Genomic DNA, 19104 nt, shown 5'->3' with positions numbered 1-19104 from the left:
AGTTACTGCAGGTGTTGTTGCATTGCTCGTTTTATGTCATGCCTGCGTAGGTCTTGTTGTGTGGACCGAAAAACCCGTTCGGTGTTATACCGTGGCTTGACCACGATATCCAAAAACACAACTTAAAATACTAAAATTTTAATGTTTTAAACTGGATCCCGTGATCAAGTCGCGGGATGACAACTAGGAAACTGGTCCACGCAACAAAGCATTCCCGCTTTCGTGGGAATGACATCGGAAGGCTAAACTATAAAACAACTTTTTCTAGGCAATGCTCAATTTCAATACTACAAGTAAGACTATTTCGATATTAGCCTATAATATTTTTATAAACTTATAGAGATATTATAATGGATAGGTTATATAAAAAGCAAGTTGAAGAATATCTAACAAATTATGGTAAGCTTGTATTTATAAGCGGAGCAAGGTACGTAGGAAAAACTATATCAAAACAAGTGATTAAGCCTAATCCTAATTCAATTTACCTAAATTGGGATTATCTAGAAGATAGAAATAAAATCTTAAACAAACACACCGAACTTTTTAAAAATCTACTTTCTACTATATCCGATAAGAAACCGTGCTTAATATTAGATGAAATTCATAAATATAAAGATTGGAAAAATCTTGTAAAAGGATTTTATGATAAATTCGGAGAAAATATTGAATTTATTATAACAGGTAGTGCCAAATTAAATATATATAAAAAAGGCGGTGATAGCCTAATGGGACGTTATATAAGTTTAACCGTGCATCCGTTATCGGTATCTGAAATAGCTAAAAATTTTGATAATGACATTGATTATATAAAAAGCCCCAAAAATATCACTATAGATGAATTTGAAGCTTTAATAAATTTTGGAGGATTTGCAGAAAGTTATTTAAAAGCAACTGCTAAGTTTCATAGAATATGGAGTAATCAAAGATTCGAGCAATTATTTAGAGAAGATGTAAGAAATACTGAAGATATCAACAATATTTGTGCGTTAGAATTACTTGCTAGCATTATAAATGAGCAAGCCGGCTCATTTTAATAAGCTATACAAACCTTGCTAACAAAGTTAGAGTTTCAGACCAAACAATAAGAAGATGGCTCTCTTTGCTAGAAAAGCATTATTATTGTTTTGCTATCAAACCTTGGTCTAAAAATGTTGTAAAAAGTTTGATAAAAGAGCCCCAAATTTACCTTTGGGATTGATCGCAAATAAAAGATATAGGAACGAGATTTGAAAATCTTGTAGCTTCTCACCTTTTAAAAGCCGTATATTTTTGGAACGAAACAGGGCTTGGTGATTTTGGTTTATACTATCTGCGTGATAAACAAAAACGTACAGTCGATTTAGTAATAACAAAAGATAACCAACCGTGGATTTTAGTGGAAGCAAAAGTAAGTGACTCAACCGTTTCTTCAAGCTTAAAATATTTTCATGCATTACTTAACCCTGAGTTTAGTTTTCAAGTAATTCAAAATAAACAAGCTATTTCAGACTCTTGCTTTGATACACCGGGTTTATGGATAGTACCGGCTATTACTTTCTTATCTCAACTTGTTTGATATGAATTTTTGCAAAAAAGGTAATCTAGGCAAATGTAAATCATATGACTATTGCGTTGCTTATATCGAAATAGTCATTACCAATTCGACATTTAATGATAAGCTGTATCCTCGCACATACCACTAAATGTAGCTGAATTGACTATATGCACTTTATCTTCTAGCGGTCCGAGTGGCTGAGCCGGTTTTAACAATTCCGGTGTTAATATAAATTTAGTTTTTTTCTCGATATTCGATAAAAAAGGTAAATGTAAGCTATGAGGGCTGTATATTATTGCATATTTATCCCATTCTGGATATTGCCTATTCAAATTCTCTTTATATTCAGATGGCCCATATACTTCTATACTACCAAATTTATATTTTTTTAAAGGATATAGCTCATAATCATAAAAAAAATCATTTGGATATTTATTACGCATACTTTGATTAAAATGAACAAATTTATCATTTTCTTTATGAAATACGAAAATATCTAAGCATCTTTCTCCGCAAATTACATAAATTTTATTATGTTTAACACGATATCCTAATTGTTCAAATTGTGGTAATATTTGTTGCAAACGTATTTCGTCTTCATGCATAATGCCGATATCTAAATCATCGTCAAAAGGAATGATGCCTTGATGTCTAACGGCTCCAAGCAGAGTGCCGCCGTCTATCCAATAATTAATATTATTCTTACCAAGTAGCTCATGAGTGTCTTTCATTAACTGATAAAGGGCAATAGCTTTTTTCTCGCTAATCCTGTATTTTTTTACTTGTTCATCACTTAAGGTTACATATCGCCAATTATGTTCTAGTAGATAAGCATAACACAATATACCGACGAAAATAGTAAGGATTGAGCGTAAAATATTTTTAAAGGATAATATTGACTTTAATTTTATCACCTTGAATCTTAAATTACATTAATCTATATAAAACAACCGGTTATGACTTTTTTATCTCAATTTGTTTAAAAGTTTATTCTATCCTCTAAAGGACTAAAAGGCTGAGCCGGTTTTAACAATTCCGGCGTTAATATAAATTTAGTTTTTTTCTCGATATTCGATAAAAAAGGTAAATGTAAGCTATGAGGGCTGTATATTATTGCATATTTATCCCATTCTGGATATTGCCTATTTAGATTTCCTATAGGATCAGCGGGACCGTAAACCTCTATACTACCGAATTTATATTTTTTTAAAGGATATAATTCATTATCATAAAATACACTCTTCGGATACTTATTTCGCACCGCTAAATTAGTATATATAAATTTGTTTTGTTCTTTATGAAAAATGAAAATATCTAAACAAGCCTTTTTGCATATATTATAAGCTCTCTTATAGGAAACAGTATAACCAAGTTGTTCAAATTGCGGTAATATTTGTTGCAAACGTATTTCGTCTTCATACATAATGCCGATATCTAAATCATCGTCAAAAGGAATTATGCCTTGATGTCTAACGGCTCCAAGCAGAGTGCCGCTGTCTATCCAATAATTAATATTATTCTTACCAAGTAGCTCATGAGTGTCTTTCATTAACTGATAAAGGGCAATAGCTTTTTTCTCGCTAATCCTGTATTTTTTTACTTGTTCATCACTTAAGGTTACATATCGCCAGTCATGTTCTAATATATAAACATAAAAAAATATCCCGGCAAATATAATTAATATTAAACCTATAATATTTTTAAAGGATAATATTGACTTTAATTTTATCATCTTTCATCTCAAATTGTATTTCGTCTGCCGATGTGACGTTTTTTAAATCTTCTGCTAATTCTGCAGATAATACTATACCGCTAACTTCAAGCAATTTTATTGGAGCTTTTATAGATAGATTCTTCTCAGCTTTGAATTTTCTGACGATATCTAGTATTTCAAGCAGCCCTTCTGCTCCTTTTGCATTGATTTCATAATTTAAGTCACTGTAATTAACCCAGCTACCTTTAACATGAATAGAATTTTCACTATATAATATTTGGTATAATTCTTCGGTAATATGCGGCATGAAAGGTGCAAATAGTTTCAGTAACGTTTGCATAACATGATATAAAGTTAATATGCTACTATATTGTCCTTGTGGATTTTTGTGTTCCTCATCATAGCTTCTTGTTTTGCTTATTTCTAAATAATTATCACAAAATACCACCCAAAAGAATTTTTCCGTCAGATGCATAGCATTTGCATATTCGTAGTTTTGTAACTCATTTGTAGCTAGCTTAACTAATTCCACTAGCTTATTAACCATCCATTTATCAAACTCGTTAGTGATTTTTTCTTTAATATCGAGTAAACTCGCTTTTTTATCTTCACCTTTCAGTTTATCAAAATGTATAAAAACAAATTTAGCGGCACTCCATAGCTTGTTAACAAGCCTTTTGCCGTTTTTCATAACGTCTTCAGAATAGGCGGTATCAGCACCTAGCTTTGAATTTGCCGACCAATAACGTATCACGTCGGAACCATATTGTTCTAACAGTTTTTCAGGAACTAAAACATTGCCCTTAGATTTTGACATTTTACTTCGATCTTCAGCTAAACACCAACCGCTTATCATGATGTTTTTCCACGGCAAAGTATTTTGGTGTAAATGAGCTTTTAAAATAGTATAGAACGCCCAAGTTCTGATAATTTCATGTGCTTGAGGTCTTAAATCCATCGGAAATAATTTATCGTGCCTATCTTTATTAACAGCGAAATCGTCAGAAATTCCATGAGTAGAAAGTTGAGGCGAAACGGAACTTGTTGCCCAAGTATCCATTACGTCATAATCAGGTTCCACTTCTTCTTTACTATAACCCATAGGTAAATCTTTTAACGGATCGATAGGTAGTTGCGTAATATCGGCATATAAGATTTTTCCTTCCTCACCTACTCTTTTAGAGTACCAAACAGGGAAAGGCACACCAAAATAACGCTGCCTACTTATACACCAATCCCAACTAATGGCATTAATCCAATTCTCTAAACGAATCTTCATATTTTTAGGATGCCAATTTAACTCATTCGCTCTTTTAAGCAATTCTTCTTTATGTGATATAGTTTTAACGAACCATTGCGGTACAGTTAGTATCTCAAGAGGAGCACCTGACCTCTCGGCACATTTAACGGTATGAGTGATGTCTTCTTGTTTAATAAGCAACTCTTGTTCTTTTAAAATAGCTATTATTTTTGTTCGAGCTTCTTTAATTTTCAACCCATCTATAGAAGTTTCATGTTGGCAGTCTATTGTACCTTTTTTAGTGATAATAGTTTTTAAAGGTAGATTATGCGTCTTCCACCAAGTAATATCCGTTTGATCACCAAACGTACAGCACATTACCAGTCCCGTACCTTTATCTTGTCGTACTAAAGGGTCAGCAAGTAGTGGAACTTGCTCATTAAAAAGTGGGGTTATAGCTGATTTACCGGCTAGATGCTTATAACGTCCATCGTCAGGGTGATAAAATACGGCTACGCAAGCCGGTAATAACTCAGGTCTGGTAGTGGCTATAGTAAGCGGGTCTCCTTGCTCGGTTTTAAACGTAATATAATTCATGAAAGAGGTTTGTTCCTTATCCTCAATATCGGCTTGGGCAAGAGCTGTACCATCTACTGGATCCCATAAAATTGGTTGATTAGTACGATAAATTTCTTCTTTTTGTACTAAATCAAGAAAAGACATTTGTGATATTTTTCGTGATAACGGACTAATAGTTTGGTACTCTAAACTCCAATCAACCGATAAAGCTATTTGGTTAAATAGACTTCTAAACTTTTCTTCTTCACTTTCTACTACCTCTTCGCAAATTTTTATAAATTCAGATCGCTCCATATTATAAGCTTTGATCTGTTTCTGCTTTTCAACAAGTCTCTCGGTCGGTAACCCGTTATCGTCAAAACCCATAGGATAAAAGATATTTTTACCCATCATACGCTGAAAACGTACAATAAAGTCGGTTTGCGTATAGCTATAAACATGACCAATATGTAACTGCCCTGAAACTGTCGGAGGCGGAGTATCGATTACATAGGTTTCTTCTTTTGCAACGTTTGGATTATAAGCATAAATTTGTTTCTCTTGCCAAATTTGCTGCCACTTTTTTTCATTTTCGGTAAAATTATAATTTTTTGGAAATTCTTTCATAGATTTTGTAGTTGATTCAAGAATATTATTATAAAGGTTATATGTGATTATGACAATAGATGCTTTTCTTTGGGAGGATATGGATATTTAGGATTTGTGCAAGTGGTGTTTGCATGATTAATTACTTATTTACAATTGAGCGAACGAAAGTTTCTTGAAGACCTGTAATTTTGGTAATAACAGGAATTTTACAGTCCTGACTGAACATTTCCTTCGCTATAATTACTGCCTTATTATGTTCGCCCTCAGCTTTGCCTATCGCAATACCCTGCACCTTTCCTTCATCTCGATATGTATCAGCGATAGTTTTCATAATAGTATCCTTATCTTGCGGTAATAGATGTATATCTAATACTTCTACTAATTCCGGTTGTTTTTGTTTTGATAATTTTGCGTTAGTATACCATAAGAACGATCTTAGGTAAATATAACCTTTTGCTTTATCCAATATTATAATATGCTTAAACTCTGTTAAAAACTGCTCCAATAGTTTTATCATATCCTGCATATTGGATATGCTGCATCATATATTCTAGCATACCTAAATGTTTTTTCTTGACGATTTCATCATCTGTCATAGCTTGCAAATCTACTAATTGATAATCTTCCCCCATTAATTTCTTTGCCATCACACTATACGTAAATAAACTCCACAGATTTCTTGGAGCATTATAAATTTCTTTACCGTTGTAAATAACTAAATTATAGACTAGCGGTAATTGGTAATTTATCCTTGCCTTGCTTATGTCTTTCACATAATAATAGTGTATATTTCCATAACCGCAAAGCCGTCCAATAATCAATTGTTGATTGGGCCTCTACTAATACATAAACCAATGCTTCTTCTTTATTATTGGTGCTAATTTTATATGTTATATTACTATATTTCTTATTTAAAGATTCCTCAATGTAGCTTTCTTGTTCTACCGTTATTTTTGATAAATCTACTATTAAAATCATCGGGTAAATAATATTCCAAAAATTCTTGTGCTGCTACTGGGTCGTTCATTATTATTTTTACTAATGAATCATGTTTTAATTTTTTAGCCATAAAAATCTAGTAGCTTTATTGCGTGGCGTATTTTATCTTAAATTATCTATAAATATTTATTTAAATTTAAAGTTTAATATGCTAATTCTAGACAAACTTTTGCTTACCTTAAAATTAATGCGTGCAGATAAGCTGGTAGCTTATTGGTTGGTTTTTTTTCCTGCTTTATTTGGGTTACTGCTTGCAAACCCCTCAAGAACGGAGTTAATACATTTATTACCGTTATTTATTTTAGGTAGTATAACAGCTAGAAGTAGCGGGTGTATTATTAACGATATATTTGATAGAAAATTTGATAAGCATGTCGCAAGGACTAAAGAGAGACCTTTAGCTAGCAAGGCTTTATCTGTTTCTTATGCTATTTTGATACTCTTTATTCTTAGCATTATCTCACTTTGTATTTTGCTACTTTTAAACAAAACAGCTATATATATAGGTTTTTTGGCGGTAATAATGATTAGCCTATACCCGTTAATGAAACGTATTACTTATTTCCCGCAAATCTTTTTGGGATTTACATTTAAGCTAGGGGCTTTAATAGCTTATGCGGCAGTTCAGGATACACTTGATATAGCAGCGATTATTATGTATTTAGCATGTTGTTTTTGGGCCATCGGTTATGATACGATTTACGGATATATGGATATAAAAGATGATAAGAAAATAGGAGTGAAATCGTTAAGTATATATTTAGAGAACAAGCATTCTAAGCTTTGGCTTTATATATGTTATATAGGTTTTATATTGTTATTTATTCTAGCAACAAAAATGGCTAACCATAATATCGACTATTTACCTATTTTAGCTGCTTTAATTTTACTGATATTACAAGTAGCAACTCTTGATATTGAAAATCCTGCCAATTGTATGACAAGATTCAGAGCTAATAATTATATCGGATTAGTTTTGAGTATGGTGTTTTATTAAATTCTTTTCCTAATAACAGTCTTGTTAGGGATTAGATAATGTTCTTGATGTCATTCCTGCGAAAGCAGGAATCCATAAAAATAACATTAATATTGCTGTAAGTATTACATTTCTAGTAAAAAACATATAAGAATTTAATTTTTATATGTTTTACTGGATTCCTGCTTTCGCAGGAATGACATTGACTCGTGCAACAACTCCTCTAACAGCCCATAAAGTGACAATCGATATTGCGGTTATATAAACCGCAATTGATAAAGAGTTGCCGGTTACATACCATAGCATTAGGGAGATTGACGGAGTAAGACGTCCTATTAATGAAGCACCTATACTACTGCCAATACCGACTAACATATATTTATCGGCAGTTTTAAATAAATCATTTAGCCAGCAGTTCAAAGGTGCCAAGAACCCGACACCGAGTATTATAATCCAAATACGTACAAAATTAACATACCATATAGATGCATTATTCAAGCAGAGCCATAAAGGAATTATGCTTAAACTCATTAAAATAAGAGTACCGTTTAGTATTTTAAGGTAATGTAGCTTTTTTGTTAGATGCCCTATTATCGGAATCATAATCATATCAAAAATCAGAAACTCAGTATTAAATTTCATCATTATTTCGAGTGATATATCAGTGATAAGCGGAATAAAACTATTCAAAAAGACGAAAGGTACTATATAAGTCATATATGAGAAACCTGTGGCAAAACTAATGCGTAAGATACTTAGTTTACAGTTCCAAATTGTAGTTAAGTCTTGTAATAGTGATGATACTACGTCATTGCGAGGAGAGGACCCAGGTGTCATCCCGTGGCTTGACCACAGTATCCAAAAATTACGTAAAGTAATTTTATCTTTTTTATTGGATCCCGTGGTCAAGCCGCGGGATGAAAATGAGGGCTTGACTACAATATCCTCGAGCTTTCTTAAGAAATAACCTATCAGTGCTGTAAGTCCGCCAAATATGAAACATAAACGCCAATATGTATTATACTCTACATTTAAAACTATAGTACTGATAAATGAAGCAAGAATAATACCGACCATAGTAGATGTTTGATAAAGGTAAGAAGCTTTAAACGCTTTTTTTTCTTCTTTATTCTCTAAAATAAATAATTTAGCAATGGTACATTCACCCTCGGAATATATTCCTTGCAACGTTCTAAGCAACACTAATAATAGCGGTGCAAGCCAGCCTATTTGAGCATGTGAAGGTATTAAACCGATTAGGCTAGTTGTTAAAGCAACGCCGCTTAAAGAGTAAGATAAAGCAAAAACACCGCCGTATTTTTTAGCAATTACGCCAAAAAAATAGGAGCCTATGGGACGTGTAAATAAAGACGTAGCAAGAACACTATAGGTAAGTATTAAAGCAACGACTTTATCATGATTCGGAAAAAAAATACCAGCAAGTAGCGGAGCAAGAAACCCATAAAGTGCAGTATCGAAATGATCCATCGCATTACCGATTAGGATCGAAAAATCCCTTTTACTTAATGCATTATTCATATATTAATAATTTAAAATTTATAATGGATTATACTCGATGAATTTGGAACATTGGTGACAATGTCTTTGTAAGTCCTCGGATGCTGAACGTTTAATATACGCTCTGCTCCTCGGCTTACAGAACGATTACTCTTTCCCAAGTTGATCTTTGTATAACAGCGCTTCGTTTTGTAGGAGTATATAAGTATGTAATCTTCCTTGTAAATATTTTTTTAAGAGATATGATTATAAAGTTATAGCTTAAAATAATTGTAATGAATGAATAATTTGAAACAAGGAAAGTTTATTACATTTGAGGGAGGGGAAGGGATAGGCAAATCTACTCAATCTCAAATGCTCTATGAATATTTACAATCTCAAAATACTCCAGTTATTTTAACTCGTGAAGTCGGTGGTACTATTGTAGCCGAAAAAATGCGTGAAATTCTAGTACATGAAGAATTACTACCCATGTCCGAGCTATTCCAAGCTATGGCAGCACGTTATGATCATATGGCACGGAAAATTATACCAGCTCTACAAGAGGGACATATTGTAATATGTGATAGGTTTATTGACTCAACTGTATGTTATCAAGGATTAGAGCTAGAAAACGGCATAGATTTAGTTTATAATCTGCACAAAACTTTAATGCCTTCTCTTATGCCGGATATTACGTTTTTTATTGACGTAGAGCCGGATACTGCTATTAAGAGAGTCAATTCACGAAATATGAACAATAAATTTGACATAAGAGGTATAGATTTTTATAAAAAAATCTATTATTGTTTTAAAGAATTAAGTAATAGATTTCCTGAGAGAATAAAAACAATTAAAGCTTCAGATTTAAGTCCACTTGAAGTACATGAGTTAATAAAAAAGCATTTATGAACAATACTTACTACATTACTACCCCTATATATTACGTTAATGATATTCCCCATATCGGTCATGCTTATACTAGCGTTGCAAGTGACGTAATCGCTCGTTTCATGCGACTTCGAGGTTTCGATGTAATGTTTTTAACAGGTACTGACGAACATGGGCAGAAAGTAGAAAAAGCAGCTATTAATAAAAATATTGACCCACAAAAATTTACCGATCAAACATCCGAGAGTTTTCGTCATCTGATGACTGCTATGCATATTTCCAATGATGATTTTATCAGAACAACGGAACACAGACATAAAGAAGCTGTAGCTGTTTTTTGGCAGAAATTACTAGATAACGGCACCATTTATGAAGGTTTTTATGAAGGGTGGTATGCAGTGCGAGATGAGGCTTTTTTTGATGAGTCGGAACTTACGAGGGACGGTTTAGCACCGACGGGTGCTCCAGTTGAATGGGTTAAAGAGCCTAGCTATTTCTTTAATCTTTCAAAGTGGCAGGATAAATTGCTTGAGTTTTATGAAGCAAACCCTGATTTTATCAGACCTATATCAAGGCGTAACGAAGTAATTAGCTTTGTTAAATCGGGTTTAAAAGATTTATCGGTATCGCGTACTACTTTTAACTGGGGAATAAAAGTGCCAAATAATGAAAAACATGTAATTTATGTTTGGCTTGATGCACTGGCTAATTATATTTCAGCACTCGGTTATCTTGACGAACAAAGTAATTACGGTAAGTTTTGGCCGGCTGATTTACATGTAGTCGGTAAAGATATCTTGCGTTTTCATGCCGTCTATTGGCCTGCTTTCTTAATGGCTGCAGAAGTTCCGCTGCCGAAAACAATTATGGCTCATGGCTGGTGGACGAATGATGGGCAGAAAATTTCTAAATCTCTTGGTAATACCATTGATCCGATTAAGTTAATTGATGAATTCGGTGTTGATCAAGTTAGGTATTTTCTGATGCGTGAAGTAACTTTTGGTGCGGACGGCAATTTTGCTCGTAGTAATTTAATTACCCGTATTAATAGCGAGTTGTCAAACAAAATAGGTAATTTATTACAGCGTACTACATCTTTTGTTTATAAGAATAATGACGCCAAAGTGCCTTTGCTTACGCAAGGTGTTATAGATAAAATATATGAGCTACCGATTTTAAAAACTGCAAGTAAATGTGTCGAGCAGAATATTTTATTGATGGACAAAACAGAGATTAATAAAATTCTTGAAAATATTATTAATTTGGCCGAAGAGGCAAATATCTATATTGATAGCGAAGCACCCTGGAATTTGAAAAAAACCGATCCAGATAAAACGTTAGAAGTGTTATATGCTTTACTAGAAGTTTTACGCTATATTGCGATAATGCTTCTGCCTTTTATACCGAGTTCAGCAAATAAAATGCTTGATCAGTTAGGGGTAAATAAAGAAGAACGTCTATTTAAGCATTTAATACGTGATTATACTTTAACAGCGGGTAGCAATATTTTAGAACCTACCATAATATTTCCAAAATTTGAATAGTGTGTCATACCGTGGCGAGACCGCAGTATGACACACCTACTAAGAGTATAATATGTTAATAGATTCACATTGTCATCTTAATTTACGTAGTAACTTTTCATCCCGCGATGCGATCGCGGGATCTAGTGAGGGTATTAAAACAACTAATATTAGTTGTTTTCTAGATACCGTAGTCAAACCATGGTATGACGCAGTGCTTTTAGATTCTGTCATTCAAAGAGCATTAGAAAATAATGTGCAGTATATGCAAACTATCTGCACTAAAATTGAAGATTTACCTATTATTTTAGAGATAGCTGAAAAATATGCAAATGTTTTTGCGAGTGTTGGGGTGCATCCGTGTGAAGTGAATTCTTTTATTAGTCATTGCGAAGCACTGCAAGTGCTGTGGCAATCTCAGGAAGCTTGGACAAGATGGCTACGTCAAGACTACGTCTTCCCGAACTCAGATGCTGAGGTAATTATTATGCTAACCCAGCATCCGAAAATTATCGGAATCGGTGAAACGGGGCTTGATTATTATCATCAGCCTTACGATCAAAAATTACAAAAAGATTTGTTTGTAGCACATATACATGCGGCGTCTAGTACACGCCTGCCTGTTATTGTTCATACAAGAGAAGCAGACGAAGATACTATTGACATTTTAACCTCAGAAATGCGTAACAGCACATTTCCAGGTTTAATACATTGCTTTACCTCTTCAAAAAATCTAGCGGCAAAAATGCTAGATATCGGTTTATATATTTCAATTTCAGGGATTATAACTTTCAAGAATGCTACTGATTTACAAGAAATAGTCAAATATATACCGCTTGATAGGTTATTAATAGAAACCGACACTCCTTATTTAGCTCCTACGCCTATGCGAGGCAAACAAAACGAACCGGCATTTGTTAGGTATGTCGCTGAAAAAGTTGCCGAACTCAAAAATATAACATCAAAAGAAGTAGCAAATGTTACTACTCGTAACTTCAAAACATTATTTTCTAAATTTGAAAAATATATAAATAATACTTTAAAAAATAGCAAGTTTGATAATTTAAAGTTGCAATTTTTAAAATAATATGTATATTTTATAGTATTTCAATTATTAGTATATTTGATATGGAATTTAATCGCAAAAATACCATCATTGGTTTTTTAAAAGCACATGAAGATCAGAAATTTACCTCTTATGGTATAGCTGAATGGTTTGTAGAAAATCACATTGACGAAGCAAGACTCAAGAAGAAAAAGATAAGGAGATTATAGGAATTGATGCAGGTGAAATTAGCAGTAGTAAGCTTTCTGCTGAACGAAGACAAGAACCTAATATTAGAATAGAGCTAAAACCTAAGCTAAAGTTTTATTATTCGCAAGACCCTAATTACTATGTCAATAATGAACAAGCCACAGAACCTAAAATAAATGCAAATAAAGAAGATAAAATAACCGCAGTGCAAGTATGTGATGCACTGGCATTATATCTTCAAAACAAATTGAAGATTCATAATATGCCTATTAAGCATAATTTTTCTTCAAATAAACAAGGCACTAAAGGTAATAATAAATGGTTACCCCAGATTGGGTAGGTATGGAAGTTCTTAATGAAAAGTGGAGTTTACTAATTAAAGATTGTGCTAAATATTATGCATGAAAACAAACAAGGCTTTGGTCTTTTGAAGCAAAAAAAATTATCAATCGTAGTAATTTGCGAGAATCGTTTTTTCAGGCTTTATCAAATTCCTCATGTGCACATTATGGTTATGTAGTTGCTGCTGATTTAATTGAAAGTAGATAAAATGATACTAGGCATGGTATAGGATTTATTTTAGTAGATATAGAAAATCCTGAAGATAGTAACATATCAATTCCTGCTAGAGAAAGATCAGAAATAGATTGGAATATGGCTAATAGGTTAGCAGAAGAGAATAAAGATTTTGAAAATTATATAAATAATATTGATACAGTCTATAAAAAACAGAAAGTAAATGATAGTACTTGGTTTAATATTAATGACCACGTAAATAAAATTCCTAAGCAAAATAAGAAGAAAAAATAAACATATTTATATATAGACCATTATTATCATGCATTTATAAAAATTTAAGCAGTGAGTCCTAAAATTAATGTACTGAGAATTTTTAGTGTTAAACTAAATTTATATTCATTATTTTTAAATTTGTGAATAAATTATGATTAACTGTGATTTAAGTACTAATTATACATATTATATGTTAGAGGGGCTTAGAGCACAAATTGCTCCAATGCATTTAGGTATAAAAATTCTAAAAGAAGCATATTAACATGAGATAACGGTTTTGCAAGAATTATGCATGCTTATTTAACGCTTTGTGAACGCATGACTAGAAAATATGAAAAACCCGCATTTAATAATCATTGAAACAATTATTGATGATAAAACCTATAACATTAATGAAAAAGTTATACTAAAAAAGTCTTTTTGTGAACTAAGGCATTTTCAGAAAATAGGTTTTAAAAAAGAATTACCTCAATTATTAATAGTAGCACCCATGGCCATGGCGGGACATCACGCTACTTTACTTAGAACAACAGTACAAGAATTATTACTGTATACCGGTATTTATATTACAGATTGGACGGAAGCCAGTTATGTGCCACTTGAAGCAGGGCATTTTGATATGGATGATTATATTGATTACGTAATGGAGTTTATCAATTTTATAGGACCGAATGTTCATACTATGGCAGTTTGCCAACCTACTGTTCCATTGCTTGCCGCCATTAGCTTAATGTCGGAGAGTAATAGTCCACATGTGCCGAGTTCGATGATTTTGATGGGCGGCCCTATAGATGCTAGAAAAAATCCCACGGCAGTTAATGAATTCGCTCAAAGTAAACGTTTAGAATGGTTCTGCCAAATGGTTACAATGCAGGTGCCGCCAAACTATCCCGGACATGGTAGAAAAGTATATCCCGGTTTCCTCCCACTTGCAGTCTTTATGGGTTTAAACTTATTGCGTCATATAGATTCACATTTAGAATTATGGCAAAGTTTATTAAATTCTGACTATAAAAAAGCCGATCATACTATTAAATTTTATGATGAGTATTTAGCAGGTATGGATATGCCGGCAGAGTGTTACTTACAAACTATAGATGAAGTATTCTAACAATTTTCGTTAGCAACAGGTAAATTAGTTTCTGAGAAGCGTCCGATCGATTTAAAACATATTACTAAATGTGCTTTATTCGGTATTGAAGGGGAATTAGATGATATTGCAGCGGTAGGGCAAAACAAAAGGTGCTTTAAAACTTTGTTCAAATATACCTGAATCAATGCAAAGATACCATTGACAAAAAGGGGCAGGGCATTACGGGGTATTTAGCGGAAGTAAATTTAAACAGTTTATAGTGCCTATTATCAAAGATTTTATCTATGATTTTGATAAAACTAATTTCAAGCAATCTAAACTTAAAGCAGCATAAAAATAGTCATTACGAGCGGGCATTGCCTACGTGGATTGTTTTTTCCGTCATTGCGAGGAAATTGCATAGCAATTGACGTAGCAATTCAGTAAAAAATGCTGATTTACAGCATTTTTTTGTTATTTTTTCTGGATTGTCACGCTTCTTTCAGTCGCTCGCAATGACGGGGTGGTATCCACGCAACAATACCTTGCTGGAATTATAGTGCAGCCATACAACAAGATCATAATTAAAGGAGAAGGGTGGTAATCTAATATTCAACTCTTATTAGTCTTTTGAATTTCTTGTTGTTGCTGTTGTCTGTATTCTTCCGCTTTTTCTTCGATGTAATTAAAAAAGAAATAAGTAAAAGTTAAAAAACCGCTCAAAATAATACCAAATGTTATTAGTATTGCTTTAAGTTGCTTTCGTGAATCTTCTGCTTTTAACCTTTTCTCTTCTTCATCTATGTCTTCATCATTTTTGACTTCAGATATTATTGTGTGTTCTTCTGTAGTATTTTCCATGTTGTAACTCAACTAAAATGAACCGCTTTATTACTAAGTTGTTCCTATAACTTACAGATTTTTGAAGTTTATAAGATTAGCTATATTTGAATGATGAGGTTTAAACTCATAAAAATAGGATATATAAGCAATAACTCTATGTCAATAGCCTTGAATATTAGCGGTGTTCAACTAAGGTTATACATATTATGATAATTTGAGTCTCCTAACATTGAAGTATTTAAAGTATCGGAGTAAGCAGCTGATAATATAGCATCATCAAAAGTGATATTAAGCTGTCCTATATAGTCTTGAATAAAATTGTTAACAGTAGATTCAAAGTTTGTATATTTTTAGGATATGAATAAACAAGCTGTGTACATTCTGTATTTCCTAATTTACTTCCAATCAATGTTAATAACATAGAGTTATATTCATCTTGGGGGTGTTACGATTAATTATTTCGTAAGTTTTAGCAAGAATATAACAAGCTTAGTTATTTCCCTTCATAGTTTCTAATTTTATTTCTTCAGAAGATAAAATATTATTTAGAAAAGCTTTTTCATATATTTCATAATTCGGTGATGAATAAGATTTTCCGTTAAAAAGAGCAGTAAATAGGATGTTAGCTTTCTCTAGATCATTCATTTTTGATTTATCGGCAACCAAAAGGCCGTTTTCATAGTATCGATAATTATGCAATTGTCAAGACCTTAATTTATTATTAGAACTAATGAAAGAGTTTGTAGTATTGCTTGTTACTACGTTTCCCTAGCAATAATTATCGTTTATATTCCGGTGTTTTACCGGTAATAAAGAATGCCAAGTACCAAGATCGTTCCAAGCAAAATCGGCTTTTATCATGACCATTCCCGAAATATATTCCATTATGGTATTGTCTATAGAAATTGCTGCGATTTCATTATAAGCCTCATTGTCTATGGCCAAACTATTCTCATTTTTTACGGCAGTATTAAATGCTTTTTTTGCAATACAGAATAAATCAGGTTGAAGGTTCATTGCTAAGTTTAAGAAGAAGTTAACATCGTATACACAAATTCCTGAATTCCAAAAATATTCATTACATTGAAAATGTTTGCTTGCTCTAATACAGGTTGTTCAATTAAATGATCAACTAGATAAACATTTTCTGCAATTGATAATCCTGTGTTTATATAGCCATACTTGGCACTTATAACATTTATAGGAATATAGTGCAAATGCCGCATTCATTAACATAATGTAAAGCTTTATTTATAGTATTAAGATAATTTATATCATCTGCTATATGATGGTTTGAAGGTAGTAACACTACAATATCAAATCCTAGTGCTGTAGCCGATAATGTCGTAATAATGGCACAAACGGCAGTATTTTTTTGTAAAGGCTCCGTAATTAATGCTATTTCTACATCTATTTCTGCTGCTTGTTCTTTGGTGATTGATTCATATTTTTTGAAAGTAATAATAGTAGGTTGTCCTAAAAATTTATTTCGGTTTAATGTTTGCTGAAGTAAAGTGAGATCACTCAATATTTTTTTAAACTGTTTCGGTTTATCCTTAGATGACAAAGGCCATAGTCTTTTACCGTTACCTCCTGCCATAATCACCGGTTTTATTAGACTCCTTGCATAACCTCCTTCTAAAGGTAATTTGTATACCTTTGATACTTCAAGATTTGGTACGTTAAATTGCAGGATTTGTCTGTGCTCAGGTATTTTTATACGCTGTACAGGCTCACCACTTATTTGACTCCCAACTTCTGAAGTATCTGCGATATACGTCGATCCAATACTCGCATCCTCACTTACCTTTTTGTACGCTGTGGTGCTGCGTTTCATGTCTCCTTCAAATTCCTCTTTATAAGATAGGTTATGTAAGGAGTCTACTCCCATATATTTTACAACTATTAATTGCATTAAATAATAAAGCGCTTTATAAATAGTTTTAAAAAATATGTCAAGTGAATTAACTATATTGGCAAGTTTTACAATAAAAAGTACTTCTGCCTGAATGCTTTATCTTGATAATAGTGCTAGAGCAGCTTAAACAACTTTGTCCCTCTCTACCGTAAACCTTAAGTTGCTTAGTAAAATAACCAGGTTTGTTATCGCCGTTTACAAAATCTTTAAGAGTAGTACCGCCGGCAGTTATAGCTTTAGTTAACACATCTCTAATCGCTTTAATTAAATTTTCTATTTCATCATCCCTTAAATCGTTACCTGATTTATCCGGATGAATTCTAGCTAAATGCAGACTTTCGGAAGCATAGATATTACCGACTCCGACTATAACTCTATTATCCATAATCAAGTTTTTTATTGGTATTTTTTTAGTTTGTAGCTTATCTTTTAGATATTCTAACGTCAATAAATCAGAAAAAGGCTCTATGCCTAAATCATTAAAAAATTCTTTTTCTAAGAGATCAGTCTTAAAACTATAAATCATACCGAATCGTCTAGTATCGTTGAAAATTAACTTTTCGCCGTTACTTAAATCAAAAATCACATGATCGTGTTTTTGAGTTTTATAATTAGCAGATTGCAGAGTAAATCTGCCGCTCATGCCTAGATGAACTATTAAAGAATAATCATTATTAAAATCTATAATTAAGTATTTTGCACGACGCCTAACATCCAGTATATTAGTATTTAAGATTTCTGTAGCTAAAAGCGGGGATAGCTTATAACGTAAATTATCTCTTTTTAACTCTACATTTTCTATAATGAGCCCGATTAGCTTATCTTTTAGAGAGTTTTTAAGAGTTTCTACTTCAGGAAGTTCCGGCATGTGATACTAATATTTATAATAAAAAACTATGAACCAAACAAATTTTGGCTTTAAAAAAGTAGACTACACTAAAAAACAAGGTTTAGTAAATAACGTTTTTTCTAATGTCGCTGATAAGTATGATTTAATGAATGACTTAATGAGTTTGGGATTACATCGCTTATGGAAAGATGAATTTATTAGGCAAATTCCAAATCTTAACTCTCATATATTAGATGTTGCTAGCGGTAGCGGTGATATTGCTTTAAAACTTGCTAAAAAAGCAAGGGATAGAGTTAATAATATCTCTTTAACTTTAAGTGATATTAATGAAGAAATGTTAAAGCAAGCTAAGAAAAAAGCAATAGATCTGAATTTATTTCAAAATCTTAAATTTACTGTAGCAAGTGCTGAAGAACTACCGTTTCCGGATGATAGTTTTGATTATTATACTATAGCATTCGGTATTAGAAACGTACCTGATATAAATAAGGCTTTAAAGGAAGCATGTAGGGTTTTAAAGCCAATGGGTAAGTTTATATGTCTTGAGTTTTCAAAAGTAAAGGAAGGATACATAAAAGATTTCTATAAATTCTACTCATTTAATATTATACCGAGTATTGGTCAAATGATAGCGGGTAATAAAGAGGCATATGAATATTTGGTTGAAAGTATAGATTTATTCCCCTCACAAGACGAGTTTAGAATAATGATTAAAGACGCCGGTTTTGAGGAGGTCGGTTATAAAAATCTAAGTGGCGGAATAGTTGCTATCCACAGTGCGTATACTCGATGAACTTCAAAAATTGGCTACGTCGTTCTACAAGATCTGCGGT

At 32.5% G+C, this 19104-nt stretch carries 18 protein-coding genes and 3 pseudogenes; 11 read left to right on the top strand and 10 right to left on the bottom strand.

Going from position 1 to position 19104, the window contains the following annotated elements:
* The first annotated feature begins 350 nt into the window (after positions 1 to 350).
* The 3 genes and pseudogenes from BTU51_RS09465 (at position 351) to BTU51_RS09455 (ending at position 1555) form a co-directional block, all read left to right on the top strand.
* Positions 351 to 1034 carry an ATP-binding protein gene (locus tag BTU51_RS09465; protein WP_230453744.1) on the top strand — a complete coding sequence of 228 codons (684 nt, stop codon included), beginning with the start codon at positions 351 to 353 and terminating at the stop codon, positions 1032 to 1034.
* Positions 1028 to 1330 (top strand): annotated as a pseudogene (locus BTU51_RS10210) (DUF4143 domain-containing protein); the annotation flags it as partial. The gene BTU51_RS09465 and the pseudogene BTU51_RS10210, both read left to right, overlap by 7 nt.
* Before the next feature lie 45 nt (positions 1331 to 1375).
* A complete protein-coding gene (locus BTU51_RS09455; protein WP_041472358.1) occupies positions 1376 to 1555 on the top strand; it encodes a hypothetical protein in 180 nt (59 codons plus the stop codon).
* 92 nt (positions 1556 to 1647) lie between these two features.
* On the opposite strand, the gene BTU51_RS06050 is transcribed toward BTU51_RS09455, so the two are convergent.
* The 4 genes and pseudogenes from BTU51_RS06050 to BTU51_RS09735 form a co-directional block, all read right to left on the bottom strand.
* Positions 1648 to 2448, bottom strand: a complete 801-nt coding sequence (locus BTU51_RS06050; RefSeq protein ID WP_012151195.1) for a LicD family protein — start codon at positions 2446 to 2448, stop codon at positions 1648 to 1650.
* Positions 2449 to 2513: 65 nt separating this feature from the next.
* Entirely contained in the window at positions 2514 to 3266 is a 753-nt protein-coding gene (locus tag BTU51_RS06045; protein WP_014362493.1) for a LicD family protein, read from the bottom strand.
* Entirely contained in the window at positions 3235 to 5673 is a 2439-nt protein-coding gene (locus BTU51_RS06040) for a valine--tRNA ligase (protein WP_012151193.1), read from the bottom strand. The genes BTU51_RS06045 and BTU51_RS06040 overlap by 32 nt, the downstream gene beginning before the upstream one ends.
* 121 nt (positions 5674 to 5794) lie before the next feature.
* Positions 5795 to 6724: pseudogene (locus BTU51_RS09735) on the bottom strand (Rpn family recombination-promoting nuclease/putative transposase).
* A gap of 78 nt (positions 6725 to 6802) precedes the next feature.
* Between BTU51_RS09735 and ubiA the strand changes: the two are divergent.
* The gene (gene ubiA, locus BTU51_RS06030; protein ID WP_041472461.1) at positions 6803 to 7651 is read left to right on the top strand and encodes a 4-hydroxybenzoate octaprenyltransferase; all 849 of its coding nucleotides are present in this window, start codon (positions 6803 to 6805) and stop codon (positions 7649 to 7651) included.
* A 150-nt stretch (positions 7652 to 7801) separates the two neighbouring features.
* On the opposite strand, the gene BTU51_RS06025 is transcribed toward ubiA, so the two are convergent.
* On the bottom strand, positions 7802 to 9169 hold the full coding sequence (locus BTU51_RS06025; protein WP_012262548.1) for an MFS transporter: 1368 nt from the start codon (positions 9167 to 9169) through the stop codon (positions 7802 to 7804).
* Positions 9170 to 9427: 258 nt separating this feature from the next.
* On the opposite strand from BTU51_RS06025, the gene tmk reads away from it, so the two are divergent.
* The 6 genes and pseudogenes from tmk to phaZ all read left to right on the top strand — a co-directional run bounded on the left by tmk (position 9428) and on the right by phaZ (position 15015).
* On the top strand, positions 9428 to 10039 hold the full coding sequence (tmk, locus tag BTU51_RS06015) for a dTMP kinase (RefSeq protein ID WP_012151189.1): 612 nt from the start codon (positions 9428 to 9430) through the stop codon (positions 10037 to 10039).
* A complete protein-coding gene (gene metG / locus BTU51_RS06010) occupies positions 10036 to 11562 on the top strand; it encodes a methionine--tRNA ligase (RefSeq protein ID WP_012151188.1) in 1527 nt (508 codons plus the stop codon). The genes tmk and metG overlap by 4 nt, the downstream gene beginning before the upstream one ends.
* 52 nt (positions 11563 to 11614) lie before the next feature.
* The gene (locus BTU51_RS06005; RefSeq protein ID WP_012151187.1) at positions 11615 to 12628 is read left to right on the top strand and encodes a TatD family hydrolase; all 1014 of its coding nucleotides are present in this window, start codon (positions 11615 to 11617) and stop codon (positions 12626 to 12628) included.
* Positions 12629 to 12669: 41 nt separating this feature from the next.
* On the top strand, positions 12670 to 12816 hold the full coding sequence (locus BTU51_RS08670) for a hypothetical protein (protein ID WP_012151186.1): 147 nt from the start codon (positions 12670 to 12672) through the stop codon (positions 12814 to 12816).
* Between the two features lie 634 nt (positions 12817 to 13450).
* Positions 13451 to 13606, top strand: coding sequence for a hypothetical protein (locus BTU51_RS08665; protein WP_004997723.1), 156 nt, complete (start codon positions 13451 to 13453; stop codon positions 13604 to 13606).
* Between the two features lie 133 nt (positions 13607 to 13739).
* Positions 13740 to 15015, top strand: a pseudogene (phaZ, locus tag BTU51_RS05995) (polyhydroxyalkanoate depolymerase).
* A 257-nt stretch (positions 15016 to 15272) separates the two neighbouring features.
* Here the strand turns inward: phaZ and BTU51_RS05990 are convergent.
* From BTU51_RS05990 to mutM, 5 genes are all read right to left on the bottom strand, one after another.
* A complete protein-coding gene (locus BTU51_RS05990) occupies positions 15273 to 15521 on the bottom strand; it encodes an RP671a family tick cell line-upregulated protein (protein ID WP_012151183.1) in 249 nt (82 codons plus the stop codon).
* Positions 15522 to 15992: 471 nt separating this feature from the next.
* Positions 15993 to 16148, bottom strand: coding sequence for a hypothetical protein (locus BTU51_RS08660; RefSeq protein ID WP_014362577.1), 156 nt, complete (start codon positions 16146 to 16148; stop codon positions 15993 to 15995).
* Positions 16149 to 16271: 123 nt separating this feature from the next.
* Positions 16272 to 16520 carry a glycosyltransferase family protein gene (locus BTU51_RS09730; RefSeq protein ID WP_041472441.1) on the bottom strand — a complete coding sequence of 83 codons (249 nt, stop codon included), beginning with the start codon at positions 16518 to 16520 and terminating at the stop codon, positions 16272 to 16274.
* Positions 16521 to 16701: 181 nt separating this feature from the next.
* Positions 16702 to 17394 (bottom strand): sugar phosphate nucleotidyltransferase, encoded by a 693-nt coding sequence (locus BTU51_RS09725; RefSeq protein ID WP_014362578.1) that lies wholly within the window; start codon positions 17392 to 17394, stop codon positions 16702 to 16704.
* A gap of 73 nt (positions 17395 to 17467) precedes the next feature.
* A complete protein-coding gene (gene mutM / locus BTU51_RS05970) occupies positions 17468 to 18289 on the bottom strand; it encodes a bifunctional DNA-formamidopyrimidine glycosylase/DNA-(apurinic or apyrimidinic site) lyase (RefSeq protein ID WP_012151180.1) in 822 nt (273 codons plus the stop codon).
* A gap of 28 nt (positions 18290 to 18317) precedes the next feature.
* Here mutM and ubiE point away from each other — a divergent pair, with 28 nt between their 5' ends.
* Positions 18318 to 19064, top strand: coding sequence for a bifunctional demethylmenaquinone methyltransferase/2-methoxy-6-polyprenyl-1,4-benzoquinol methylase UbiE (ubiE, locus tag BTU51_RS05965; RefSeq protein WP_012151179.1), 747 nt, complete (start codon positions 18318 to 18320; stop codon positions 19062 to 19064).
* Positions 19065 to 19104 lie beyond the last annotated feature (40 nt).

This window comes from Rickettsia rickettsii (genome assembly GCF_001951015.1).
In the GTDB taxonomy this organism is placed as follows: domain Bacteria; phylum Pseudomonadota; class Alphaproteobacteria; order Rickettsiales; family Rickettsiaceae; genus Rickettsia; species Rickettsia rickettsii.
This window is presented reverse-complemented; position numbering and strand designations above follow the sequence as displayed.

Excerpts from the sequence above, each read along its gene's own strand:
- BTU51_RS09465 (WP_230453744.1), top strand. The coding sequence starts at position 351 with ATGGATAGGTTATATAAAAAGCAAGTTGAAGAATATCTAACAAATTAT.
- BTU51_RS06045 (WP_014362493.1), bottom strand. The coding sequence starts at position 3,266 with ATGATAAAATTAAAGTCAATATTATCCTTTAAAAATATTATAGGTTTA.
- BTU51_RS06040 (WP_012151193.1), bottom strand. The coding sequence starts at position 5,673 with ATGAAAGAATTTCCAAAAAATTATAATTTTACCGAAAATGAAAAAAAG.
- ubiA (WP_041472461.1), top strand. The coding sequence starts at position 6,803 with ATGCTAATTCTAGACAAACTTTTGCTTACCTTAAAATTAATGCGTGCA.
- BTU51_RS06025 (WP_012262548.1), bottom strand. The coding sequence starts at position 9,169 with ATGAATAATGCATTAAGTAAAAGGGATTTTTCGATCCTAATCGGTAAT.
- tmk (WP_012151189.1), top strand. The coding sequence starts at position 9,428 with ATGAATAATTTGAAACAAGGAAAGTTTATTACATTTGAGGGAGGGGAA.
- metG (WP_012151188.1), top strand. The coding sequence starts at position 10,036 with ATGAACAATACTTACTACATTACTACCCCTATATATTACGTTAATGAT.
- BTU51_RS06005 (WP_012151187.1), top strand. The coding sequence starts at position 11,615 with ATGTTAATAGATTCACATTGTCATCTTAATTTACGTAGTAACTTTTCA.
- BTU51_RS08670 (WP_012151186.1), top strand. The coding sequence starts at position 12,670 with ATGGAATTTAATCGCAAAAATACCATCATTGGTTTTTTAAAAGCACAT.
- BTU51_RS08665 (WP_004997723.1), top strand. The coding sequence starts at position 13,451 with ATGGCTAATAGGTTAGCAGAAGAGAATAAAGATTTTGAAAATTATATA.
- BTU51_RS05990 (WP_012151183.1), bottom strand. The coding sequence starts at position 15,521 with ATGGAAAATACTACAGAAGAACACACAATAATATCTGAAGTCAAAAAT.
- BTU51_RS08660 (WP_014362577.1), bottom strand. The coding sequence starts at position 16,148 with ATGAATGATCTAGAGAAAGCTAACATCCTATTTACTGCTCTTTTTAAC.
- BTU51_RS09730 (WP_041472441.1), bottom strand. The coding sequence starts at position 16,520 with ATGAACCTTCAACCTGATTTATTCTGTATTGCAAAAAAAGCATTTAAT.
- BTU51_RS09725 (WP_014362578.1), bottom strand. The coding sequence starts at position 17,394 with ATGGGAGTAGACTCCTTACATAACCTATCTTATAAAGAGGAATTTGAA.
- mutM (WP_012151180.1), bottom strand. The coding sequence starts at position 18,289 with ATGCCGGAACTTCCTGAAGTAGAAACTCTTAAAAACTCTCTAAAAGAT.
- ubiE (WP_012151179.1), top strand. The coding sequence starts at position 18,318 with ATGAACCAAACAAATTTTGGCTTTAAAAAAGTAGACTACACTAAAAAA.